Source organism: Sulfuricurvum sp. (assembly GCF_028710345.1).
GTDB lineage: Bacteria > Campylobacterota > Campylobacteria > Campylobacterales > Sulfurimonadaceae > Sulfuricurvum.
The window spans coordinates 110,696-134,214 of sequence record NZ_JAQTUH010000001.1 but is presented as its reverse complement, the minus strand read 5'-3'; the positions used below and the strand labels follow the sequence as shown (position 1 = coordinate 134,214).

Here is a 23,519-nt window from a genome sequence, read left to right as displayed (position 1 = left end):
AAAAAGGAAAAGTGTATTACTCTCTCGTATCCGAAAGATACGGGAAGCTTTAGGGGGGTGCAGGGGACATTTGTCCCTGCAAAGCAAATGGGCTCGGTGTGCCCCATTGGGTATTGCTCATTTGCTGATATTAACTAAACTCTGGCTTCTTCACGACGTTGAAGTTGTACCCATTTAGCATCGACACGTGTTTGCCACTCATCAATGAGATACTCGTATTGTTTGGTGAAAAGGTGTTTAAAACGCCCTTGTGCACCCAAATAATCACGTACCGGAATAATATTTTTTGGACGATAGGTGATGTTAAGCTCTGTACCGTTCACAATCTCATACAATGGGAATACCAATGAATCGGTTGCTAAATCAGAGACAGCGATAGTGTCTTCTGGTGAAAATTTCCACTCAGTGGTACAGGCTGACATCGCGTTGATATAAACAGGACCCTCAGCGGCAAACCCTTTTTGGATTTTTGCTACCATATCTTTCCATTTGTTTGGAGCAACTTGTGCAACGTATGGAGCACCGTGTGCTGCCATAATAGCAACCATATCTTTTTTATTCATCTTTTCGCCATAACTGGTACGTCCAGCAGGAGAAGTGGTTGCAGATGATCCGATTGGGGTAGAAGAAGAGCGTTGACCACCAGTATTTGCATAAACCTCGTTATCCAAACAAACGTACATCATATTATGACCACGTTCAAAACATCCTGAAATCCATTGGAACCCGATATCATATGTTGCACCGTCTCCGCCGAAAGCGACGAATTTAGGGACGCGATCAGGTTGTTTCAAACGCCCTTTAGTTTTAAGGGCTTTGTACATCGCCTCAGCTCCCGCAACCGCAGTAGAGCCATTTTCAAATCCGATGTGAATCCATGAAGCATCCCATGAAGTGTACGGATAAACCGCCGTACACACTTCCAAACAACCCGTTGATGCGGCAAGGATCAAATCATCATTCGTAGCGTTCAAAACTTCACGAACAATAATCGAGTGAGCACATCCAGGGCAGAGAAGGTTTGCACCTTCAAAACGATCCGCAGAGGTTGAAAACTCTTTAAGATTTTTAATTTTTTTCATTTCTGACACAGTTACTCCTTAGAAAAACGAGAGTTTCGGTCCGCGAAGACCGATAAATTGTTGCAATGGTGTTGTAGGTTTTCCTGCATCCATATTGGCTTTAAGATCGTTAAAAATCTGAACCAAATGAGCTTTAGTTAAATCACGCCCACCTAAGCCGTACACATAATCGGTTAAAATCGTTTGTACTCCTGCATTAAAAAGAGTTCCTGCAACTTCATTATACAACATACCCATCGCCCCATTTGGACTAGAGCGATCAAGTGCACCGATTGCTTTTACATTTTTCAGAGCATCTGCAATTTGTTCTAATGGCCATGGACGAATAACACGTATTCCCACAACACCGGCTTTGATTCCGGTAGCACGAAGTTCATTAACGACTTCCATTGCAGTTTCTACAGATGTCCCCATACAGACCACAGCGATATCAGCATCGTCCATTTGATGTGTTTCAACAATGTTATAACGACGACCGCTCAATGTTTCAAAAGCATCAAATGCCTCTTGTATTTTTGGAAGTACTTTGCTCATAAGTGCATGGTGTTGACGTGCTTTATGCTCATAGTGCCAATCTTCTTCAGTTTGAACCCCATGAGTTACCGGATGATCAAGATCGAGCATATCATTCATCGGTTGATATTCACCGACAAAGTTGTACGCTACCTCATCACTCAACGTGTGAACACCTTGCGCGGTATGTGAACTTAAAAACCCATCTTGATGAACCATTGCCGGAAGGCGAACATCATGATCTTCACTTACTTTAAAAGCAATAAAATTTAAATCGTATGCGTGCTGAGGATTATACGCATTGAGTTGAATCCAACCACTATCGCGCCCCAAATACATATCAGAATGATCACAGTTTACGTTTAACGGTGCACCTAAAGCACGATTTACAACGTTCAAAACGATCGGTAAACGCATTCCTGAAGCAGAGTAAAGAGTCTCTACCATCAATGCATACCCCTGAGAACTGGTGGCTGTTGCTACACGTCCACCCGCTGCTGCTGCACCGATACATCCCGACATTGCCGCATGTTCAGACTCAACCATAACAAACTCACCATCAACATAACCGTTGGCTTTAAAATTTGCATACCCCTCAACAATAGCAGTTGAAGGGGTAATCGGATACGCTGCTACAACATCTACTTGTGCTTGACGAAGTGCTTGTGCAGCCGCAAAATTCCCATCCCATACTTCGATATCTCGTAGTTCCATAGACTCAGCCATTATTCTTCCCCTACTTCTGCTTTTTTCTCTCTTTGTGGCCACTCTGCTAGTGCCGACTCTTCATCTTTTTGTTCTGAAAACATCAATAACGATTTTGGATTTGTCGGACACACTTCGACACAAATCCCACACCCTTTACAGTGATCAAAGTCAATACCAACCATTTTTTTATCGCGTGAAATAATCGATAAATCCGGGCAAAATACCCAGCAAAATTGGCAGTCAATACAATAATCTTTGTTAAAAAGTGGTTTTTCAATACGCCAATCAGCTACACTTGCCGTAAACGAACTCGATTGTGAATAAGGGCGATCTTCAGGCAATGTTGTTGCAATATTTTGTACTGCACCATCAAAACTCCGAAGCATTGCGCCGATTTCAAACCCATCCCATCCTGCTTTTTCCATCCAAGGCTCCTTATTTCACTTCATCATAAGCGCGTTGAATTGCGATCATGTTAGCATCAATGATTTTTTGAGGCAGTTTTTTCAAAACACGAATCATACTCTCTTTGAAAAAATCCATCTCATACATACCCGAAACCTTCATCAATGCGCCGAGCATTGGTGTATTGGGGATCGCTTTTCCGATTGTCTCTTGCGAAATTTTAATACAATCAACGGTGTATACTTTTTTGCCTTCGAGCTTTGGTTGAGAAGCAATAAGCTCTTCTTTGCTCATATGGGTTGTAATAATGTAGGTAGTTTCCGGCTTTTCAAAAGCGGTAAAATCAGCAACATAAACTAATGCCGGATCAATAACCAACACATAATCGGGACACATAAATTTTTCATGATTCATAATCGGAGCATCATCGACACGGTTATACGCCGTCATCGCAGCTCCACGTTTGGCTGAACCGTAAAATGCAAACGCTTGAACATGCTTTCCGGTTGTAGATACAACATCTGCTAACCCTTTTGCACCTGTAACTGCACCTTGACCGGCGCGACTATGCCATCGAATTTCGAGCATGGCTTCTCCCTCTGACGTAAATTTTAAGCTTGCTTTTATCAGTATCTGTATTTTAGGAAACTTGCTCTTAAATGTAGCTTTTCACTTTTCAACACTTTCAAAAGGATAGAAAAAATGTTACTTTATCCTCTCTTTTGCGATTGTTCGCACCGCTTCTAAAACATCTCTCTGTATAATAAAATCAAATGTTGATAATTGTTCAAAATTATCATACCCACTAAGAACACCAATTGCATCTATTCCAGCATGATGTGAGCACTCCAAATCGAGTCGCGTATCCCCAATCATCCATACATTTTGGGTATTAGACTTCATTTTTTCTAAAGCGGTTAGAATAGGCTCAGGATGGGGTTTTTTATGAGTTACATCTTCAAATCCGATAAGTACTTCAAAGTATTTCATGATTCCGAAATATTCCATCAATTCACGTGAATACACCCCTGTTTTTGTCGTTACTATTCCCAAACGGGCAAACTCCGATGCTTCTTCTATTGCTTCAATGGCATTGGGAAGCATCAAAGTTTTTTGGCAAGCAATCTCGCGATAATAAAGTTTATAAGTTGCTACATGTTCCGCAACCCTCTCTTCTCGGACACCAAGCCCTAAAAACATCGTCTCCAATGTATGTCCGATTTGCGAAGTTATCATCGAATCGCTAACATCGGTAACCTCTTTATGTGTATTGAGTGAATGGTAAAAACTCTCTAAAATCGCCTCCGTCGAATCGATCAACGTCCCGTCTAAATCGAATAATATAATTTTTTTCACTTTTTTTCCCAATCAATATAATCTTCCCAAATGCCGTTAATAGTTGGCTTAATCCCTTGTAGGTGTCGATTATAAACATTAATGCTGTTGGGAATTACTAAAAACAGATACGGGTTATCCCCCACTATTTGAGCAAAAATTTTTCGTTGTAATTCTGCCGTCTCTTCAGGATTCGTAGAGCTTTCCATCTCCTCAATCAACGTATCGGTTTTTTTACTATGATACCCTATCATGTTAAATCCACCCGGAACATCCCCCGCACTGTCCCAGATCGCATAAGGATCAGGGGTAAGGGAGAGTGCCCATCCCAACAATACGGTATCAAATTTTTTAGGCATAACGACGGTATTTAAAAATGCCTGCCACTCCATTACTTTGAGAGTAACTTTTACCCCTACTTTTAAAAGCTGACGCTGTAATATCTCCGCCGCGTAGGGGCGAATCGCATTGGAATTTGATGTTGCTATCTCAAATGAAAGGGGGTGTTTGGCATCATATCCCGCGGCTGCCAACAGTACACGGGCACGAACCAAATCTTGTTTCGGTGGTTTGATAGAATCATTAAACCCTTTACTCCCCGGTAAAAAAGGTCCACTGCAAACACGCCCGTGATTGAGAAATAGAATATCGACCAACTCTTGGCGATTGATGGCTAAAGAGAGTGCTTCACGCACCCGTGGATCTTGAAATTTTTTAAGGCGTAGATTGAATCCAAGATAGGTATAGCTATGAGAAGGGAGCTCAAGATGGTTAAACTGTTTGTGAAATTCTCTATCTATTTGGCGTTCATATTGCATCGGCTCTAATCCATCAATATCTATTTCACCGTTTTTAAGCATCAAAAATCGGGTCATAGGGTCGCTGATGACATGAAAAATGATTTTATCGATCTTGGGTTTATGCTCAAAATACGAGGGGTTTGAGTCAAGCTCAATCTGTTTTGAAAATTCGAGTTTTGTAAGGACAAAAGGACCGGTTCCGATAGGGTGAGTGTTAAAACTACTCCCCATAATATCGCCCTCTTTTTCTAAAATATGTTTAGGGACAATCCCCATCATCCACACTTCTAATGCTTTAAAATAAGGTTTGGTATAGGTGACACGCACCGTATACGGATCGAGTGCTTTTACCTCTTTAATCACTCGAAAATCGGTCGCATACGGACTCATTACTTTATCAGAGGTTATAAGTTTATAGGTAAATACCACGTCCTCTGCATTAAAAGGCTTCCCATCGTGCCATTTCACCCCATGTCGAAGTTTAAACTCAATCACCGTTGGGGATATGCGCGTATACGATTCAGCTAAATCACCGATAATATTTTGACCGCTCTCGTCGTATTTCACCAGAGCATTAAAAAGAAAATTTGCAATCTCACTACTAGCAGAATCAGTAGCAATCAAAGGGTTTAAACGGGCAGGATTCGAGGATGTACTCAAATGAAGGGTAGAAGCAATCAAAGAAACAGTGAATGCATATATAAGGAATATTTTTTTCACTCTCACCCCATTTTTTGGGTGAGATTATAACATTATTTACTTTCTACGACACGGCCGTTCAGCGGTTGTACCGGACGGTAATTATGGTTGTAAAATTTGCGCAAAGCTGCAATCTGCTCTTTGCTTGCATTTTGTACCTCTTTCATAACGTACCATTTAACATTTTCGCTGCACGGAGGAGTTGTGAGTGAACCCATAAAGTGGTAATAGCTACCGGTATTTTTTGGAAGTAAATTAGCCGGATTCAGTTGAGTCGATTTTCCAACTGAATTTAACATTGTTTGAATTACTGGATTTGATGATTTCCCCTCTTCGAACAATACCGCAATAACAAGAAGGGATCCAAAAGCACTCTTATGTACCATATGGGCTACAAGATCGTATTGTTTACCGTCAATTTGTTCTTCACTTTTGCCATGAAAATGAAATTGTACGAGTTTATACTCCACACCATCAACCTCAACCGTCCCACCATTATCGACATTCACCTGAATCGCATGACCGTTATCGACCACTGATGCTTTGGATTGGAGGCTTTCATTTAAAAAGATCGTATTTATATTATCAAGATTGGATGTTTGTTTAGAAATGATATTAATCGGAGACTGTGCTTTACCTAAACCACACATCTCCCCAAACTCACCCCAACGATCAGGGCCATTTTTATCATAGTCCCAATGTACCTCATGAGTTGCCCTAGCATGATGTTCTTCAGCTAAACCTGATGTTATCCATAGAAGTGTTGCCGTGCTAAAAGCTAAAAGAATCTTATTCATAAGTCCCTCTTTTTTTCGATTATTGTACGTCAATAACCTTAAGGTTCTTCTTTATCACCCAATCAACTCCACGAACAATTAAAAGGATTAACAACCATGCTAAAATCATCGTAATAACCGTATGGCTTAGAAAATGATCCCCGATGAGCATCTTATAGCTCCCCATACTCCAACCGATTACCATGGCAACCACCGCAGATAGGATTTTATTCCGACGGCTATGAAATAAAAAAATGAGCGACAAAAGGGCAAATCCACCACTTGCATGTCCTGCCGGCCAACATTTTTGCTTTTCTAAATGACACTCTTTAGCGGTATATTTTTCCCATACGCACGTATGAGGATAAACCCCTCCAAAAGTTTCTACATTTTTAGGGCACGGCATATTGGTCACCGCTTTTAAAGAACCAACAGCAACAGGGACGATAATCGATGAGAGTATGACGATAAAAAATCCCCGTCGGTATCCCCTCATCCATTCTTTATTCCATCCTACAATCAATACCAATAAAAAAATGACGGCAATGATAATCAAAAGACGTTTGATACCGTCGTAAAAAATAAATTTTAGTACTTCATTGTTTGTATCAACAATCCATTGATGAGTTTGTGGATTATAAAAATGACTTTGCACCCAAATATCGGTACCGCTTAATCCAAAAAATAGGACTGTCGTGATTAAAACAAGTGCCGTAACGGCAATGTTTTTAGTGGATTCCATGCACAATATCCAGTTCAGGTTTATAGACAGAGGTATTTACATCACTCAATCCCAACATCGTATGAAATAAGAAATCTTGACTGTACGAGGTTTTTGAACGCTCTCTCAAGAGGGTTTTATTGATAGTGTAATTTTTTCCAAACCACATCACTGCAGGAACATGTTTTTGTGCTTCAGGGGCAATATTGTACGGAAAGCCATGCAAATAAAGACCATTTTCCCCTAACGACTCTCCATGATCGCTAAGATAAAACATCGCCGTTGCAAACGTTTCATCGTTTTGTTTTAGCATACCGATTACTTTAGAGATAAAGGTATCGGTATAGAGGATAGTATTGTCATACGCATTGGTGATTTCAGCTTGCGAACATTGTTCCAACTGATTGGTTTGACATACAGGTGTAAACTTTTCATACTCTTTAGGATAACGTTTATAATACGCGGGACCGTGATTTCCCATCTGATGCAATACAATCACGATATTGCCTTTAGGATGGGCATTGATGTACTCTTGCAATCCTACAAGCATCCCCTCATCACGGCATTCACCATCTTCACACACGGTATTGTTGGCTGGAAGTTTATAATCCTCATACGCTACACGAAGGGCAACCCCTTTGGAATCGGAGTTATTATCCCTCCACAAAATATTTGTCCCCGCATGTTTTAATACATCCAAAACATTTTCGGTGTGTTCCGCTACATCTTTATCATAATCTGCTCTCCCCAAAGAGGAGAACATACATGGAACCGATACCGCCGTCTCCGTCCCGCACGAGGTAAACTCTGTAAAATTAATAATATCCTCTTTTTTAAGTAACGGATTTGTTTCACGAGTGTAGCCGTTTAATGAAAAATGGTCCCATCGTACCGCTTCACCCACAACCAAAACAACCAATTTTCGATGGGTGGAGTCATTCACCTTCGCATCCATCCCTAGTTGCTGAAGCCCACTCATCTTATGAGAAAATGATTGGTGAACGTATTGACCTATCGTGTAAAGATAGAATGTTGGATTAGTGTAGTAACGAAGTGGCTTATGTTCTCGAAAAAAGGAAGTATAAAATTTACTGAACGAAAAAATAAGTATAGCCATAACCCCCAAAGCAACCAAAATATTTTGGAGACTTTCGATCACAGTACTCTTAAATGTCGTTTTGGCAATTTTCACACGATAGACAACAATCGAAGGGATAACACCCAAAATGAGAAAATACAACACTTGTTTAATGCTCAACAAATCGCTCGATTCGTGGATATTGGTTTGTAAAATATTTTCAATCATATGGGTATCAACAATAATGTCATAACTATTCATAAAATAGGTAACCAGCGAAGACAATAATAAAACAGTAATCAAAAATGGTTTTAGCAGATAACGGGAACTAAACAAAGTCAATAATATGACAATAGCCCCCATTAAAACAACCCCTAATGAGATAATCATAGGTGCAGTATGAAGTGTCCATGGATAGACCTCTAATACGTGTTTAAAAAAAGCTCCGTTTGTAGCAAGGGTTAAAAATAAAGCAACGCTGAGGATAAGTGTACGTGATTTCACGCCTGATGATTTGGATTTACGAGAAAACAATGAATCTCCAATAAAAAAAGTAACGAATGATACATAAATTTCGGATAATCGCCTATAAAATTAATTCATAAAGAATAACTTTCAGTTATAAAATAAATATAATTATATCTTGTGAAAATAGATGAGAATGTTTAGAAGAAATTTCTTCCCCAAAGAAGGGAAGAGTAAACGATTAACGTTTTCGAGGAAACTTTTAATAGTTCCCAAGGAACCATTAACGTTTTGAGAATTGAGGAGAACGACGTGCTTTGCGAAGACCTGGTTTTTTACGCTCAACGATACGTGAGTCACGTGTAAGCATACCGAATGGTTTAAGAACCGCACGGAAAGCAGGATCGTAAGTACAAAGTGCACGAGAGATACCGTGACGAAGTGCATCAGATTGACCTGAGAAACCGCCACCTGTAGTAGTTGCATTGATATCAACTGAAGTGTCTTGTTTAACCAATGAAAGAGGTTGCGTTACACGCAATTTTTTCGCTTCAAGACCACCAAGCCATGCATCAAGTGAAAGACCGTTTACAGTGATTTTACCAGTACCTGGAGTCAACCATACTTTTGCGATCGATGTTTTTCTTCTGCCGGTTGCATATGTTTTTGCCATCGTTTATCCTTACTTAGAAATCTGTGCTGAGTGTGGATGTTCCGCACCTGCATAGACTTTTAATTTTTTGATCATTGCGCGACCCAATTTTGTTTTAGGAAGCATACCGCGAGCGGCAAGTTTGAAAACTTTTTCTGGGTTTGTTGCCAAAAGCTCAGTAAATTTTTCGCTTTTTACGTTACCAAAGTAACCTGTGTGACGGTGATACGTTTTAGTAGCCGTTTTACCGTTACCGTTGATGATTGCTTTTTCAGCGTTAATGATAACAACGAAGTCACCACAGTCAACATTTGGGGTAAAGTAAGGTTTGTCTTTTCCGCGAAGGCGAGTTGCAACGTCCGTCATAATACGACCGAATGTTTTCCCCTCTGCGTCAATCAAAACCCATTTACGTTCGATTTGCTCAGGTGTTGCAATTTTAGTAAATTTCATTGTGAGCCTCCTTTTGTAGTCTAAATAGTGGCGAAATTGTACCCATATAAACTTATAATATACTTAAATTAAGTTTTTTATAAGGACATCATTTTCGGAGAGATAACAGAGATAGCCCGATACCTCCCCCCCGCTTAATGCCTTGACCGCTTCCATGTATCCACGCACTTGCGCTTCGTGCTCACCACTTTTCTCACTACCGCTTTTATAATCGATAACGACCCAATGCCCCGCTTCATCCTCTACCAATAAATCAATCACCCGCATCTGCTCTTTAAAAAAGAACCGTTGCTCTTTGTAGTGTTTCCCACGCGTCAATCTCTTAAATGTCTCATTCGAGACAAGCGCACTCAATGTTTTTTCCAATGAAACCAGTTTATCCCCACCGATAAAAGCTCCGAAACGTTTTTTAGCCGCTTCTACGGACAGAGGTATTGATTGAGTGTCAAATTGAATCATCATCTCCAATGCATAGTGAAGTGCCAAGCCGTATTGTATCGCCTCATAATCGTGTTCATCGGCTTGCAGGGATGCGACAAACTCCTCTTGGTTCCCATATGAGAGGTGGTGGTAATCAAACGGTTTTAGCGGTACTATCTCTTTTTTCTCTTTGTGTTTGTGTTCCCGCTCTCCCCAATGGTTTGGTGTGAGTTGTAACGGCTCAAACCATGATGATTTAGGTTTGGCAATCACTACCAACGATTCAACCGCTCGAGTTAGGGCAACGTAGAGGGCATTAAGCTGATCTTCGTTTGCCAATGCCTCCTCTTTTTCGAGAGCCCTTTGGTAGTTTTGATCCAAAACTTCGCGCCCTTTTGTCCGCACAAAGAGATGGGTTAAACTCACCCCGTCATACTCGTACAACAGCGGATTATTTCTACTTTTCATCTGCCCCAAACGATCCAGTACGATGACGTGTTCGAACTCTAACCCTTTGGATTTATGAACCGTCATAATACGGACACCCTCCAAATCACTCTGTGCCGACGTCGCTTCAAGCCTCTCTATCTCAAAGATGACCGCTTCGATATCACGATACTGACTCAGTTTTTCGATAAACAAAAGGGCACTTTTATCTCCGAGTGCGTGGTGTCGGATAAAGTCGATGGATTGGCTCAACACATCCACAATACTATGACGCTCAATACTCTCTACCTCGCACCCAATCAGTGTCGCGCAGTTGTGACGATAAATCTCATGATTGAAATAACAATAACGTAAATACTCAATCACCGCTTGGACACTTCGTTGATGAATCAGCAGAGAGGTTGCTTCACTCACCACATGGATATGGTGCTCTTCTAAAAGCTCTTGCACCCGTGAGGCATCGGAGTTGGTCACACACAACACCGCAATATCGTTGTACGATATCCCCAATGACAAAAGGATAGTAATCTCTTTTAACAACGCACGTAGCGGCTCTTCATCCACAACTACTTCGACGTATCCACCTTTTTTTTCTTCGGGTGATTTTTGGGAAATATACCGTTTCATTGAACTCTCAAATACGCGGTTAACAAACTCCACGATACAAGAAGCGGAGCGGTAGTTGACTTCCAGCGCCTTTACTTGTACATTAAAACACTCCGCCACTTCGTAAAAGAGGGCACTCACCCCTCCTCGGAAACGGTAAATTGATTGTTTGACATCTCCGACGAAGAAAAAACTTCCCCCCTCGTTTATCCCGATTCCGGCGGCAATCTCTTCGATAAGGGGACGCAAAATATCGAACTGCAACACACTGGTGTCTTGAAACTCATCCAACAACAGATGCTTCATCTCCCCATCGAGTCTGAAATAGAGAAATTCACTCTCTAACTTTCTACGCAATAAATCATGCACCATGAGGGTAATATCATCAAAGGTAAGCTCGTTATTTTGCCGTATCAAATTTTGACGGCTGTGGATATAGATTTTTAAAATCCGAAACAGTGCCTCTAAAAACTCCCCCTCATAGGTTTGCATCTGCGACGCAATCGATTCTTGTATCTCCCGCAATAAACCATCCATACGGGGTTCGTACACCTTTTTAAAATCCCAATACTCCATCGAGGGCTTAAATACCCATGTCTTTTGGAGTAGTTCCTCATAACTCTCAAACTGCATCGTTTTTCGAGCACGCTCACTGAGAGGTTTGTCTTCCATCATTTTTGCGAGAGCATAGGCACACTCCATCGCTTTCTCAATCGACGTATCATCTACCCTATAAGGAGTTAACGATACCCCCTCTAGCTCCTTGTGTTTGGCGTAGAGCGATGAGAGGAGGCTAAAAATATCGTTGAGTCGTTTGGAGCTCAGCAGTGAGAGTTGGATTAACGGCTCCATCTGATGCTGTGTCTCTATCTCATGGAGAAACCGTTTGAGAAATTTCACCTCATGGTGTTGATTTAGAGCACTAAACGTAGGCATAATCCCCGCATTAAGGGCAAATTTTCGCAAAATCGTCCCGAAAAAGGTATCAATTGTCGAAATTTTCATATCGGAGCGGAGTAATTTCCATAGAACTCCATCCCGTCTTTTGAGTATCTCATCACTACTTAAACCGCTCACATTGGAAATCTCAGTAAGCTCACCTCGCTTCTCTAGGGAGCGTAATGTCTCAATCACCCGTTGACGCATCTCGTTTGCCGCTTTGTTGGTAAAGGTCAACGCCGTAATCGATCCGGCATCTTCCCCCATAAACAATAAACTCAAATACCGGACGACGAGGTTAAACGTTTTGCCCGATCCCGCACTCGCCTCATAGGCTAAAAAAGGTTCAAAATGTCCCATTACAAATCCCTTTGGCACAAGGTTGCATAGGGGCAATAACGGCAATGTTTGAGCTCCTCGCACATCATCCAATTCCACTCTTGTTGCCCTGCTAAAGTTTGGAGAATTTCTCGTAATTTCGCTATTTTTTCCTCCAAAAATTGCTCATAATGAATCGTCCCGTTTTGGAGGTCATAATAACCGCAACGGCTCACCTTACCAAACTCTTCTGCTAAAAGGGCATAGATGGAGAGCTGGTAATCACTATCCTCCTCTTTGGGTTCACGCTTGGTATCGGCAAATTGACCGGTTTTATAATCCAAAACCTCTAGCCCCTCTACACTTCTATCGATTCGGTCAATCCGCCCGACCAATTCTATCCCCTCGACTACTTTTCGAGCCTCTTTCTCATGATACGCTACCCGTATCCCCTCCTCGAATCGCGCTATCTCATGCTCATAAAAAGGGTCCAGTTTTTCAATCCATAACGCTTTGGTGTAACGCTCCATCGCATCTTTTTCCCCTTTTTCATCCAACACCGCTCGTAGTGCCTCTTTAATGTCTGTGGCACTCTCATAGCTTGATTTATCGGCATATACCCTCTCTAAGGCATTATGGAGAGCATTGCCGATATCACGCTCTTTACTCAAATCCTGAAGCTGTTCATGCTCTTTTATTTTGTCAATGTATTTATAATAAAACTGCCGTTTACAGGTTAAAAAGCTCTTTAATCCGCTCGATGAGAGGGGATGTGCACGAAAATCGTATCTCCCCTCAATCTCTCGCGGCTCAACCCCTCGTAGTGATACCGTACCAAATACAATTTCTCCAAAATCGCTTTGGGCAGGATGGGTCGCAATCCCCAACTGGAGTAAAAAACGTGATGGAATCGTTTCGGTATTTTGAACACACCCAATCGCCACTTTTTGAGCACGTTGAAACAACATCCAGTAGTAGTGTTTTTGGAGTGATTCACGCTCATAGCTGGTGGGTAAATCGGCAATCCGTCTCGTTTTGGTATTTAAAAAAAGATCTTTTTGGCTACGATGGGGGACATACCCCTCATTAAAATCGACCACGATTACCCCATCATACGAGACACCGCGCGTCTCCAATAACCCCATAACCGTAATTTTTCCCCCACCGACATCATCGATGGTTCGATTTTTGAGCCGACTCAAAAAAATCCGCAATCCCGATTTAAACTCATGCTCGCGCAACGCCTCGGCTATCGATTTAAACTTCTCAACCTCTTCTTGGATGAGACTTTTTACCTCGTCGCGTGTCGCTGAGCCTATCATCATCGTCGAGAGTATCCGTAAATCATCTAGGACAAACGGCTGATAATAATGCCCCTTAAGCCACTCCACCAATTCCGTATCGATACGCGATAATCGGGCACTGTTTTCGACGCTTGGCTCTTTGATAAAAAGCTCCACCGCTTCGATATCCATCACCACCCTCTCACGCTCTAACGACTCCCCCATCGCAAAATTCAGATTTCCCTCAGTATCAAACACTCTCAAATAGTGAACAAACGATTCATCAGGGACGACCACCACAATCTGATCCGGTGAAATTCCCCCCTCTACCATCATCTGTATCTGAGCTTTGATAAATCCGATTTGAGTCAGTCGGTGTTGAAATATCTCACACGACATCTCTTTGAGTGGAGCTAATGGCACTTTACTCACTACTTCATGAGTGGAGAGGCTCCAGTGATAGCTATACCCCTCCTCGACCTCCAAACCATATTCACGAAAACGACTCGACATTTTTTCATTGTACGTCGTAGCATGATAGAGACACTCCACCTCTACTTCATGAGAACACGCCTCTAAAACCTCCAACTCATATCGGCTTAAATACCCTTCTACATGGAGTGTTATCTTCTCAAATCCCCTAAGATACCCCTCGTTTATTTCGATAATGGATTTTGAAAATATTGGATCACTCCACCCTCGTGAATCAACAATCTTTTGATACTCACACCAGAGTTTTTTTAAGATAGCGATATGCTCTTCGTATTCACCGTATACATCCGCCCCCTCCAACGCCTCTATCGAGACCATCTCACCACTAAGCTCTTCGAAAAAACGGAAAATATAGGTTGAATTTTGGATAAACGTAAAAAAGTTTCGCTCAATGTGCAACGTATCAAACGCAGAAAAATTGGTCGCTTCATGGAGGGCGAGAAGTCTCAAATCATCATCAGGGACAATCTTACCACCCCCGCGAACAGAGCGATCTAAAAAATCGCCCATCCCCAGAGTGGTAGGCAAAAATCCATCACCATACCCACGCAGTGTTTCTCGGATTGAACGGGATGTTGGAAAAACAATGAGTTGTGATTGCATATCAACTTTCCTAAATAACAAAATATAGACAATAAACTTTGTAAATTTTATAATATTGTATTTTTACGAATGATTATCAATGAGCCTCATTATACGCAAAAATTTAGAGTAATAAAAAATTATGTCATTTTGAAAGAAAATAGAGAAGTTCCGTGAGTGAACACGGAAGAGAGAAGATAGCTTAAAACTCGAACGTGCTTGGATTGCGAGTATCGGCTTTGATATTGTAAAAACGTTGGTTGTTTCCAACCGAAACTTTTGCAAGAATATCCCATCGACCTACTTTTGGTAGGTCTACCGCTTTAAAGGTATACTTTCCATTTTCAACCGTTGGCTCTGTTATATTGATATCGCATTTTGTTGTATCGGGACGGGTCATAACAACTTCAAATTGTGCATCATTAATCGCTTTACCCGATTTGTCCGTAAGAGCATATTGGATAACCGTCCCTTTTTCTGTAATCTGAGGAGTTAAAAAAGAGAGTGTATAATTTTGATCAAATGCAATCTTGGCTTTGATAATATCATTAGCATGTGAATCGTAGCTTTGGTAAGTTTGCATCCCATAGTCCGACAATTCAACCGGATTATTGATAGCTACTTTGATTGTTGAAGCACCAAATCCAATAACGATTAATGTGGATATCCCAATAATCCATGGCCATTTTTTACCGGCACTTTTATCTATATTACTCACTTTTGTTCTCTCTTTTTAAAAAAACGTCTCCAGAAATAGATACCCAAAGCGTAGAGTATAGTACCGTAAAAAATTAAACGTATAATATCAATAAAAATTTGACTTCCACTTCCAGCAGATGAACTCAGCGTTTGCCCATGAGAAGCCGCAATTTGTTCAGCAACATCGGCATATCCGTTATACATTGCAACAGAGTATTTCGAAATAATTTCATCCCCTTTAGCACGTTCGGCTAAAATCGGCAAAACTGTCCCTCCGCTATTTGAAAGCAGCTCTTTAGCATCATTCCATGATCGTGCAAACATAACCGAACTTACCATAGCTCCAACAAATGTCGCATTAGGACTTAATATTTGTGCCTTATTAAAATCTTTATATAAAGACGCAGGACGCGCTAAAATATCAACTTCTTTTTGTAATTCCACGAACGTCATAATAACGACAGAATCATTCGACTCTGCACTAATACGCTTTTCGTAATCACTAATCGATTCATTGTTTTCCAAATCACGAACCATTACCAAATAAAGAGTTACACCTGTTTTAGCTTTTAATTCTTTACCTATTGACTCGATTTGATCTTTAAAATTTGGATTTTTTACAACATCGTCTTTATATAAAAATTCAGCATGAAGTGGTGAGAAAAAAGTTACTGCTAGGATGAGGGCCGCAAGCCCTCGTGAGAATAACAAAAGCTACCCTTATCCGACGTAAAGGTGATTCGGAGTTAAAACCGCCCACAACGTTACCGCTGCAGAAACCACCAATGCTATTGTGATGAGTTTATCCATGATACTTGCCATATTAAACCCCTTACTTTACTTCGACCCGATGAGCAGCATTTTCGGTGCTAAACATCTTGATCTCTTTTTCTTTTTCTACTGTGTAGAACTTACCTGAGTTTGCTTGTTGAACGCCCAATCCCCAGACCGTTAAGCCTGCGAGGATAGAGAGTAATAGAACAGTAGCGATCAACATTCCTGTGATCCCATGAATAGAAAAAATACTACGACCTTCCATTCTTTACTCCTTATTTGCTCAAGCTACTGACGTATGCGCCAAGAGCTTTATATTGAACTTCTGTGAGGTTAGTGAATGCTGGCATTGCACCGATCGCACCTTTTTTACCGTGATGAAGAACCATATCTACCATTGCTGGAGACATTTCAGCGATATTTGGAGCAACCATATCCATACCTTTACCATCTGGTCCATGACACGCCGCACATGTTCCTGCGAATACATCAGCACCCACAGAACCTTTTAATCCACCAGCAACATATTTTGTTACTGCATCGATCTCTGCATCAGTAATAAGAGCGCTAGTGTTTGAGTTCATCAAACCATTACGATCCGGCATTGGCATATTGGTTCCCAAAAGGTTATTGTTTGAACCGTTCATGACAACATGTTTGATTGATTTTTCAGCCAAACGTACATGTAAATCTGCTGCTTTTCCATTCATACCGTCAGCTTGTAAACCATGACATGGTGCACATTGAACGATAAATACAGATTCACCCATTGCATTCAATGTAGCATCATCCATATTTTTGTACTGCTCATTGAATTTTGCATCATGTGCCGCAACTTCGTCATTGTATTCACCGATTTGTGAATACGTACCAACTGGATATCCCGCAAGGAAATACCAAATCGCCCAAATAACCAAACCAAAGAAAATAATCGCCCAACCAAATGGAAGTTCGTTTTTATATTCACCGATTCCATCCCAGTTTTCATCCGCAAGTTTACCACCTGCCCGATCGTTTTGCATTTGGCGAACATATTTAGTAACTACAAATGATGTAATGATAACGAGAACAACCGCACCAAGAACAGCGAGTTTATTTACCCAGTCACCTTCTCCACCCATACCGCCGGCAGAACCAACAGCAACGTATGTGAAGCCAAGCATTGCAATTACAACTATGATAGCAGCTAATACTGTCTTATTCATTTATGCCTCCTACTTTTTTGTCTCATCGTTTTTTGAGATCTCCTCGATCGGCTGATCGGTGATCTCATCATTTAGCGCTAGATTGCCATACTTCTCGTAATCACGTTCCCCTTTTTTCTGAGAGCTGTATAGGTGATAAATATACCCATACAACACTGCCACCAAGAAGGCGGTGAAGAAAAAGTAACCGTATGCTTGAAGTGTTGCAATGTCCACGTCAATCCTTATTTCAAACTGTTAAGGTACGCAATAAGTGCAACGATTTCAGGAACCTGTCCCGCTGCAACCGCATCTTTAACATCTTGATCTTTCATATCTGCTGCAACAAGTTTCGCTTCTTCTAACGCTGCCGCACGAGCACCCTCAACTGAATCTGCCAAAGCAACAGTTGCTTTTGAACCATCAGCCATTGGAATTTCAGTGTTATAAGGTGTAGCAAACACTTTATTTACTGTTACTTGTTCAGCATATGCTGTATCAAGATCAGCAGTATTTTTAAACATCCAGTTATATGCCGGCATGATTGAACCAGGGACAACTCCTGCTGGATCTTTCATATGATTTTCGTGCCAATCGGTTGTACGGTAGTTACCTACACGCATCAAATCCGGACCAGTACGTTTTGAACCCCAAAGGAATGGGCGATCATACGCATACTCACCGCTCAAAGAGTAGTGACCGTAACGGTCAGTTTCTGATTTAAACGGACGAACGAGTTGAGAGTGACATCCCATACAGTTGTTTTTAATATAGATATGACGTCCAGCCAACTCAAGAGTTGTATATGGTTTTGTACCAACTACAGGCTGTGATGCCTGTGCAAAGTTTGGCAAGATCTCAATAAGACCTGCAAACGCAATCGTTAAGAACACCGCAACCGCAAAAAAGAACGGGTTTTTCTCTAACCAGTGAAACATTTTCCCCTCCTTAATTATGCGCCCATAGGCGATGCGTTTTGAAGTTCACTCTCTTCAACACGACGAGCACTTGTCATTGTTTTGTACATATTGTACGCCCACAAGAACATACCTACAAGATACAATGTACCACCAACAGCACGAATAGTGTAATATGGATGCAATACAGTTACTGTATCGATGAATGAGTAAGCAAGGTTACCGAATTCATCGTGTGCACGCCACATCATACCTTGTGTAATACCTGCAATCCACATAGAGGTGAAATACAATACAACACCAAGAGTTTGAATCCAGAATTGTGTGTTCATCAACGATTTAGAATAGATCTCACGTTTGAATACACGTGGAGCCATGTGGAACAATGCAGCCATAATCATGAACGCAACCCATCCAAGAACACCATCATGTACGTGACCAACGATCCAGTCTGTAAAGTGCGCCAAAGCATTAACTGATTTGATCGCTTGGATCGGACCTTCAAGAGTAGAGAACATATAGAATGTAGAAGCCAAGATCATGAATTTAATCAATGGACTTGCAGCTACTTGTTGCCATTCACCCTTCATTGTCAAGAGCATATTGATCGCAGAACCCCATGATGGGAGAATCAATACAACCGAGAATACAGAACCCATGGTTTGCATCCAATCCGGTACTGTAGAGTAGATCAAGTGGTGTCCGCCTGCCCATAGGTAAACAAACATCAATCCCCAGAACGCAAGGAGAGACAATTTATACGAATAAACCGCTTGGCCTGATTCTTTTGGAAGGAAGTAATAGATCATTGCAACGATAGGTACAGTAAACCCGAACGCAACCGCATTGTGTCCATACCACCATTGTACCAACGCATCATTAGTACCTGAGTACATTGAAACTGAGTGATACCACGCACCAACTCCGCCTGAAGCAAAATAGGTTGGAATTTCCATGTTATTGAAAAGATACAACATTGCAATCCCAAGGAATGTTGCAATGTAATACCAAATAGAGATGTACAATGATTTTTCACGGCGAATTCCGATCAAACCAAAAATTGACATACCCCAAATAACCCATACCAATACCACTCCGATATCAATTGGCCATTCAAAATCAGCATACTCTTTACCTGTTGAAACACCAAGTAACAATGTGCCGACAACAGCAACTACGACTACCATGTAAAGTGCAAAATGCAATTTAGCAAGAAACATCAAAAATTTTGATTCTGCCATAGATACTTTTAGTACACGTTGACCGACGTAATACCATGTTGCCCAAATACCACTTAGGGTAAATCCAAAAATGACTGAGTCAGTGTGTAGCGGGCGAAGACGGCTGAAGTTTGTATATTCTGCCACTCCTGATCCCGCAATGGTATTAACAGCAGGAAATGCCATTTCCCACGCCAAAATTACGCCGACAAGCATCCCGACAATACCGAGAACAACAGTTACAAGCATAAACCACTTAGCAACCGTGTAATCATACTCCAATGGACGATTCTCCATTTACGACCTCCTTAAAGATTCAAAGCATAAAAGCCTATATTATGTTTCTTAACACAAATGTAACATTTATAGGCTATTAGACACTCTAATGATAGCAATGGGTTCTTTTAACTAATCTTAAAAAATTAAAATTTCTTAACACTATTGTAACAAATGGATAATATTAAGATTTATTAAAGAAATAGAGGTGAAAAAGTAACACTTGAAAGTTTGTGTATCTCAGAGGAAGGGGAATTTTCCCCTATATATTGTATTAGCGTTGAATAAGTTGAAGAAATTCGTTAAAGATATAGCGACTCTCTTTAGGACCCGGGCTTGATTCTGGATGGTGCTGTACCGAAAATACCGGAGCATCTTTATAACGAAGCCCTTCGATTGTATTATCAAAAAGATTTACATGGGTTACATCGGCAATCTCACGGACTGATTCAGGAACATTATAATTATGATTTTGTGCAGTAATCTCAACCATCCCTGTTTTAAGATTTTTGACTGGATGATTCCCGCCGTGATGACCGAATTTAAGTTTATGAGTATCGTGCCCATGAGCTATACTGAGCAACTGATGCCCTAAACAAATACCAAATAATGGAACTTTATGTGCGATCAGTTTCTTGATCTCATCTTGCTCTTTTTTTAAGACCAATGGATCTCCCGGACCGTTCGAGAGGAAAACTCCATCGATCTCTTTATTCTCATAGCGTGCTATCAACTCATCGCCATTAAAACTATTCGGCAACACTTCAACTTCGAGACCTGCTTGAGTGAGTTCATTGAGGATATTACGTTTTACACCGAAATCAATAGCCGCAATACGTGCTTTTGGTGCAGGTGCATCATTGTAACGAAAGCTAAACGGATCATACACACCGCTGGTATGTTTGTAGGCTGCTTTAGTACTCACCTCTTCGATGTAGTTTACCTGTTCGATACGTGGTGAGTTTTCTAAAATCTTTTTGAGCTCTTCTTTATCTGAAACTTGTGTTGATGCAACCATCATCATTGCCCCCTCAGTTCGGAGCATTTTAGTCAAATAACGGGTATCAATATCACAAATACCGATAACACCGTGTTTTTCTAAAAACGTATGCAATGCCTCTTCTGCACGAAAAGAGGAGTGGTGAGGCTGGTACTGACGAACAAGCACCCCTTTACAATGGGCATGAGCACTCTCCATATCTTCACTATTTACTCCGACGTTACCGATTTCCGGCATTGTAAAAGTGATGAATTGTCCCGCATACGATGGATCAGAAATAATCTCTTGATACCCACTCATCGACGTATTAAAAACGATTTCACCGACACTGGTTGTATCCGCTCCAAAACTTTTTGCCTCTAAATAGATACCGTTTTCGAGATAAATCCACACATTTCGCATCATGCCATCCCTCTTCTCGTTAATTCATCTTTGTATAATTTCTCATACATGATCTCATATTCATCCGTCCCTGGAATGAGACGACGCTTATAGCTTTTGATTTTCTCATACACCGCATTTTCAATCTCGCTCGCATCGGCGATAAACGTGGTCATTGCATCGTAAATAATATTTTTTATACGATTTTCACTCACATCATAGTGAATCAAATCTTCTTCATATAATTGATCAAGAATTTTGTGTGCAATATCGGAGTAACGATCTTCATACGACAAAATAACCCCAAATTCAGGGGCTAATTTTTTCTTGATCATAAAAAAGAGTTGTCGCTCATCGGCAAGATAATAATCGATTTGCTCTCCATTAGCATTAACAATCTCTTTAACTTTTTCTTCAAGTGCCATTTCACGCTTAACACTCTCAATTAAGATCTTTTCAGCTTCATGTGCTGTTGCCTCAAGACCATGTGTCATCGTAACCAATCCGCTACGGGTGAGATCTACGGCAATGCGACTTGAAATATGGGGAATATGCGCGAGTGAAACTTTCATGATTTGCCCTAATGATGATACTTTTTTGGTATTGTACTAAAGATGTCCTCTAAAATGGCTTAGAAAGTTTTTGTGTGATAACGCAATGTCACCAAAGCAACGCTTCCCCCTAAAATAAGCCCTCCGATAACATCAATAAAAAGGTGCTGTTTTACCGCTAACGTGGAGTAGATTATTGCGCAACACCAAAGGAAACTAAGTGCATACAATATTTTACCGCCCCGCATCTGTTTTAACTGATAATTGAGCCAAATAAAAGAGAAGAAAGCACTCGCTACGTGCATCGAAGGGAATGCATTCCCCCCCATATCCATTGATTTAAGCCAAATCATATCGGCTGATCCCCCCCAATCAGCACTGTTTTGCTGGATTGTCGTAGGAAAAAAGATATAAAAAAATATCCCGATTAACGAGAGGATTGCAGCATACACTCCGTACTGTAATAACTCTTTTTTGCTCTTAGTTAATGCTGGCGGCAAAGATACATAAACCCATAATGAGAGGTAAAAATAGAGCCATGAGCCGTTAAACGATATCCATTCGTCCATCACAGTAGCTGGAATAACTGTTACATAAAAATAATGGTGCGTTAATAGATAAAAGTAAAGGACAAAAAATAGGGTGATGAAACTCATTGATCCGACCGCTTTTAAACACCACCATACCCACAAGCGATACAGTAAGTTTTTACCGAATGAGTGCGTATCAGTATAGTCAAAATGACCACACAGTTTTCTCCACATTATTTTTTCTTTTCTGGTGGCAAGGCACGCAAGGCGGCTGTTATCTCAGACCCTTTTTTCGGATCCATTTTCGCTAATATTTGCCCAACAACTTTAGAATTTAATGTCCCCATGATTTCCGCTACATCAGCGGTTTTCATATCGGCAAAAATAGCTGCTGCTGCACCCGGTTTCATTTTCGCAAAGGTTTGAGAGACTTTATCACTTTTAAGTTGCTTCATCTCTTCTAATACTTTTTTGTTTTCATCAACCATTTTTTTGGTTGACTCTTCACGTGATTTGATTTCAGCAAGCTTTTGGTCAACCGCAGACCCTTTCCCCTGAACCATTGCCTCTTTTTTCTTTAATAAATCTTCTGTTGCCCGCTTCAATGCATCAAGTGATTGCTTTTGCTCATCAATTTTTTCAAGCTCCAATAAAAGCTCATTTTTTCGAGATTCAAATACTTTTGTACATTCGTATGATTTTGTTTGGGCACCAAAAACAATCCCATAAGCCGCTATAAGGAGAAGTAAAATTTTCATAAAGGCTCTCTTTTGTGGGTCATCACCCCGATTTCATCGAGCATTTTAGCCTCTTCTTTTTTAATTTTTGCACTATGGGCTTGTAGTTCTTGCATTTCAAGGTATTTAAACTTTTCATACTCAATCATCGCCTCTTTAAATTGTTGTTGGATTAAGAGTTGATAGTGTTGAGCTTTTGCAAGATTAAGATTGCAGTTTTCTATCTCTTGATGTTGCGCTTGAAATAACATTTGTGCTTGGGTAAATTCACTGATACTACCGCTGGTAGGCAAAGAAAGAGACTGGAGAAGCATGTATGCTTCTTCACAAAGTTTGGTAGCAAGCTTGATACGATTATTAGCGGCAATAAGATCACGCTCAACACGGTCAAGCTCTTTTTTTTTGAGCTTGACCAATGGAGTGTATTTTGACTTCATCGAATCACTCCTTCGGAGTTAGATAAGCTTCTTACGAGA

The 23,519-nt window shown here is 40.8% G+C and carries 26 protein-coding genes; all 26 read right to left on the bottom strand.

Translation table 11 applies throughout. The annotated features are described in order from the left end of the window. Window positions 1–134: 134 nt before the first annotated feature. The 26 genes from PHC76_RS00660 to PHC76_RS00535 all read right to left on the bottom strand — a co-directional run bounded on the left by PHC76_RS00660 (window position 135) and on the right by PHC76_RS00535 (window position 23,480). Window positions 135–1,082 carry a thiamine pyrophosphate-dependent enzyme gene (locus PHC76_RS00660; protein ID WP_299969366.1) on the bottom strand — a complete coding sequence of 316 codons (948 nt, stop codon included), beginning with the start codon at window positions 1,080–1,082 and terminating at the stop codon, window positions 135–137. An 18-nt stretch (window positions 1,083–1,100) separates the two neighbouring features. Next, window positions 1,101–2,321: a 2-oxoacid:ferredoxin oxidoreductase subunit alpha gene (locus PHC76_RS00655; protein ID WP_299969108.1), complete on the bottom strand. Its 1,221-nt coding sequence runs from the start codon at window positions 2,319–2,321 to the stop codon at window positions 1,101–1,103. Next, window positions 2,321–2,728: a 4Fe-4S dicluster-binding protein gene (locus PHC76_RS00650; protein ID WP_299969110.1), complete on the bottom strand. Its 408-nt coding sequence runs from the start codon at window positions 2,726–2,728 to the stop codon at window positions 2,321–2,323. The genes PHC76_RS00655 and PHC76_RS00650 overlap by 1 nt, the downstream gene beginning before the upstream one ends. A 10-nt stretch (window positions 2,729–2,738) precedes the next feature. After that, window positions 2,739–3,296: a pyruvate flavodoxin oxidoreductase subunit gamma gene (locus PHC76_RS00645; RefSeq protein ID WP_299969112.1), complete on the bottom strand. Its 558-nt coding sequence runs from the start codon at window positions 3,294–3,296 to the stop codon at window positions 2,739–2,741. 117 nt (window positions 3,297–3,413) lie between these two features. Beyond that, window positions 3,414–4,064: an HAD family hydrolase gene (locus tag PHC76_RS00640; RefSeq protein ID WP_299969114.1), complete on the bottom strand. Its 651-nt coding sequence runs from the start codon at window positions 4,062–4,064 to the stop codon at window positions 3,414–3,416. Continuing rightward, window positions 4,061–5,563 (bottom strand): peptide-binding protein, encoded by a 1,503-nt coding sequence (locus tag PHC76_RS00635; RefSeq protein WP_299969116.1) that lies wholly within the window; start codon window positions 5,561–5,563, stop codon window positions 4,061–4,063. Before PHC76_RS00635 ends, PHC76_RS00640 begins: the two co-directional genes overlap by 4 nt. A gap of 32 nt (window positions 5,564–5,595) precedes the next feature. Further along, complete coding sequence (locus PHC76_RS00630; RefSeq protein WP_299969118.1) at window positions 5,596–6,339, bottom strand: carbonic anhydrase; 744 nt, start codon at window positions 6,337–6,339, stop codon at window positions 5,596–5,598. 19 nt (window positions 6,340–6,358) lie between these two features. Next, a complete protein-coding gene (locus PHC76_RS00625; protein ID WP_299969120.1) occupies window positions 6,359–7,060 on the bottom strand; it encodes a phosphatase PAP2 family protein in 702 nt (233 codons plus the stop codon). Continuing rightward, window positions 7,047–8,621 carry a phosphoethanolamine transferase gene (locus PHC76_RS00620; RefSeq protein ID WP_299969122.1) on the bottom strand — a complete coding sequence of 525 codons (1,575 nt, stop codon included), beginning with the start codon at window positions 8,619–8,621 and terminating at the stop codon, window positions 7,047–7,049. The genes PHC76_RS00625 and PHC76_RS00620 overlap by 14 nt, the downstream gene beginning before the upstream one ends. Before the next feature lie 244 nt (window positions 8,622–8,865). Beyond that, window positions 8,866–9,255 carry a 30S ribosomal protein S9 gene (gene rpsI, locus PHC76_RS00615; RefSeq protein WP_299969124.1) on the bottom strand — a complete coding sequence of 130 codons (390 nt, stop codon included), beginning with the start codon at window positions 9,253–9,255 and terminating at the stop codon, window positions 8,866–8,868. Window positions 9,256–9,264: 9 nt separating this feature from the next. Further along, window positions 9,265–9,687: a 50S ribosomal protein L13 gene (gene rplM, locus PHC76_RS00610; RefSeq protein WP_299969126.1), complete on the bottom strand. Its 423-nt coding sequence runs from the start codon at window positions 9,685–9,687 to the stop codon at window positions 9,265–9,267. A 63-nt stretch (window positions 9,688–9,750) separates the two neighbouring features. Continuing rightward, window positions 9,751–12,459 (bottom strand): RecB-like helicase, encoded by a 2,709-nt coding sequence (locus PHC76_RS00605; RefSeq protein WP_299969128.1) that lies wholly within the window; start codon window positions 12,457–12,459, stop codon window positions 9,751–9,753. Then, window positions 12,459–14,795, bottom strand: a complete 2,337-nt coding sequence (locus tag PHC76_RS00600; protein WP_299969130.1) for a PD-(D/E)XK nuclease family protein — start codon at window positions 14,793–14,795, stop codon at window positions 12,459–12,461. Before PHC76_RS00600 ends, PHC76_RS00605 begins: the two co-directional genes overlap by 1 nt. A 181-nt stretch (window positions 14,796–14,976) precedes the next feature. Continuing rightward, a complete protein-coding gene (locus tag PHC76_RS00595) occupies window positions 14,977–15,492 on the bottom strand; it encodes a FixH family protein (RefSeq protein WP_299969131.1) in 516 nt (171 codons plus the stop codon). Next, window positions 15,489–16,184, bottom strand: a complete 696-nt coding sequence (locus PHC76_RS00590; RefSeq protein ID WP_299969133.1) for a 3-dehydroquinate dehydratase — start codon at window positions 16,182–16,184, stop codon at window positions 15,489–15,491. The genes PHC76_RS00595 and PHC76_RS00590 overlap by 4 nt, the downstream gene beginning before the upstream one ends. A gap of 9 nt (window positions 16,185–16,193) precedes the next feature. Next, the gene (locus tag PHC76_RS00585) at window positions 16,194–16,295 is read right to left on the bottom strand and encodes a hypothetical protein (RefSeq protein ID WP_299969135.1); all 102 of its coding nucleotides are present in this window, start codon (window positions 16,293–16,295) and stop codon (window positions 16,194–16,196) included. A 10-nt stretch (window positions 16,296–16,305) separates the two neighbouring features. Beyond that, a complete protein-coding gene (locus PHC76_RS00580) occupies window positions 16,306–16,512 on the bottom strand; it encodes a DUF4006 family protein (protein ID WP_299969137.1) in 207 nt (68 codons plus the stop codon). 10 nt (window positions 16,513–16,522) lie between these two features. Further along, entirely contained in the window at window positions 16,523–17,452 is a 930-nt protein-coding gene (locus tag PHC76_RS00575; RefSeq protein WP_299969139.1) for a c-type cytochrome, read from the bottom strand. Window positions 17,453–17,461: 9 nt separating this feature from the next. Next, window positions 17,462–17,668, bottom strand: coding sequence for a cytochrome c oxidase, cbb3-type, CcoQ subunit (locus PHC76_RS00570; protein ID WP_299969141.1), 207 nt, complete (start codon window positions 17,666–17,668; stop codon window positions 17,462–17,464). An 8-nt stretch (window positions 17,669–17,676) separates the two neighbouring features. Next, entirely contained in the window at window positions 17,677–18,369 is a 693-nt protein-coding gene (ccoO, locus tag PHC76_RS00565; protein WP_299969143.1) for a cytochrome-c oxidase, cbb3-type subunit II, read from the bottom strand. A 14-nt stretch (window positions 18,370–18,383) separates the two neighbouring features. Beyond that, on the bottom strand, window positions 18,384–19,865 hold the full coding sequence (ccoN, locus tag PHC76_RS00560; RefSeq protein ID WP_299969145.1) for a cytochrome-c oxidase, cbb3-type subunit I: 1,482 nt from the start codon (window positions 19,863–19,865) through the stop codon (window positions 18,384–18,386). A gap of 253 nt (window positions 19,866–20,118) precedes the next feature. Further along, on the bottom strand, window positions 20,119–21,246 hold the full coding sequence (gene carA / locus PHC76_RS00555) for a glutamine-hydrolyzing carbamoyl-phosphate synthase small subunit (protein ID WP_299969368.1): 1,128 nt from the start codon (window positions 21,244–21,246) through the stop codon (window positions 20,119–20,121). Next, window positions 21,246–21,797, bottom strand: a complete 552-nt coding sequence (locus PHC76_RS00550) for a DUF507 family protein (protein ID WP_299969147.1) — start codon at window positions 21,795–21,797, stop codon at window positions 21,246–21,248. Before PHC76_RS00550 ends, carA begins: the two co-directional genes overlap by 1 nt. A gap of 59 nt (window positions 21,798–21,856) precedes the next feature. Then, window positions 21,857–22,540 carry a phosphatase PAP2 family protein gene (locus PHC76_RS00545; protein WP_299969149.1) on the bottom strand — a complete coding sequence of 228 codons (684 nt, stop codon included), beginning with the start codon at window positions 22,538–22,540 and terminating at the stop codon, window positions 21,857–21,859. Further along, window positions 22,540–23,064 carry a PDP protein gene (locus tag PHC76_RS00540; protein ID WP_299969151.1) on the bottom strand — a complete coding sequence of 175 codons (525 nt, stop codon included), beginning with the start codon at window positions 23,062–23,064 and terminating at the stop codon, window positions 22,540–22,542. Before PHC76_RS00540 ends, PHC76_RS00545 begins: the two co-directional genes overlap by 1 nt. Then, window positions 23,061–23,480: a flagellar FliJ family protein gene (locus tag PHC76_RS00535; protein WP_299969153.1), complete on the bottom strand. Its 420-nt coding sequence runs from the start codon at window positions 23,478–23,480 to the stop codon at window positions 23,061–23,063. Before PHC76_RS00535 ends, PHC76_RS00540 begins: the two co-directional genes overlap by 4 nt. Window positions 23,481–23,519 lie beyond the last annotated feature (39 nt).

Excerpts from the sequence above, each read along its gene's own strand:
- PHC76_RS00660 (WP_299969366.1), bottom strand. The coding sequence starts at position 1,082 with ATGAAAAAAATTAAAAATCTTAAAGAGTTTTCAACCTCTGCGGATCGT.
- PHC76_RS00655 (WP_299969108.1), bottom strand. The coding sequence starts at position 2,321 with ATGGCTGAGTCTATGGAACTACGAGATATCGAAGTATGGGATGGGAAT.
- PHC76_RS00650 (WP_299969110.1), bottom strand. The coding sequence starts at position 2,728 with ATGGAAAAAGCAGGATGGGATGGGTTTGAAATCGGCGCAATGCTTCGG.
- PHC76_RS00645 (WP_299969112.1), bottom strand. The coding sequence starts at position 3,296 with ATGCTCGAAATTCGATGGCATAGTCGCGCCGGTCAAGGTGCAGTTACA.
- PHC76_RS00630 (WP_299969118.1), bottom strand. The coding sequence starts at position 6,339 with ATGAATAAGATTCTTTTAGCTTTTAGCACGGCAACACTTCTATGGATA.
- PHC76_RS00625 (WP_299969120.1), bottom strand. The coding sequence starts at position 7,060 with ATGGAATCCACTAAAAACATTGCCGTTACGGCACTTGTTTTAATCACG.
- rpsI (WP_299969124.1), bottom strand. The coding sequence starts at position 9,255 with ATGGCAAAAACATATGCAACCGGCAGAAGAAAAACATCGATCGCAAAA.
- rplM (WP_299969126.1), bottom strand. The coding sequence starts at position 9,687 with ATGAAATTTACTAAAATTGCAACACCTGAGCAAATCGAACGTAAATGG.
- PHC76_RS00605 (WP_299969128.1), bottom strand. The coding sequence starts at position 12,459 with ATGGGACATTTTGAACCTTTTTTAGCCTATGAGGCGAGTGCGGGATCG.
- PHC76_RS00600 (WP_299969130.1), bottom strand. The coding sequence starts at position 14,795 with ATGCAATCACAACTCATTGTTTTTCCAACATCCCGTTCAATCCGAGAA.
- PHC76_RS00585 (WP_299969135.1), bottom strand. The coding sequence starts at position 16,295 with ATGGCAAGTATCATGGATAAACTCATCACAATAGCATTGGTGGTTTCT.
- PHC76_RS00580 (WP_299969137.1), bottom strand. The coding sequence starts at position 16,512 with ATGGAAGGTCGTAGTATTTTTTCTATTCATGGGATCACAGGAATGTTG.
- PHC76_RS00575 (WP_299969139.1), bottom strand. The coding sequence starts at position 17,452 with ATGAATAAGACAGTATTAGCTGCTATCATAGTTGTAATTGCAATGCTT.
- ccoO (WP_299969143.1), bottom strand. The coding sequence starts at position 18,369 with ATGTTTCACTGGTTAGAGAAAAACCCGTTCTTTTTTGCGGTTGCGGTG.
- ccoN (WP_299969145.1), bottom strand. The coding sequence starts at position 19,865 with ATGGAGAATCGTCCATTGGAGTATGATTACACGGTTGCTAAGTGGTTT.
- carA (WP_299969368.1), bottom strand. The coding sequence starts at position 21,246 with ATGCGAAATGTGTGGATTTATCTCGAAAACGGTATCTATTTAGAGGCA.
- PHC76_RS00550 (WP_299969147.1), bottom strand. The coding sequence starts at position 21,797 with ATGAAAGTTTCACTCGCGCATATTCCCCATATTTCAAGTCGCATTGCC.
- PHC76_RS00545 (WP_299969149.1), bottom strand. The coding sequence starts at position 22,540 with ATGTGGAGAAAACTGTGTGGTCATTTTGACTATACTGATACGCACTCA.
- PHC76_RS00540 (WP_299969151.1), bottom strand. The coding sequence starts at position 23,064 with ATGAAAATTTTACTTCTCCTTATAGCGGCTTATGGGATTGTTTTTGGT.
- PHC76_RS00535 (WP_299969153.1), bottom strand. The coding sequence starts at position 23,480 with ATGAAGTCAAAATACACTCCATTGGTCAAGCTCAAAAAAAAAGAGCTT.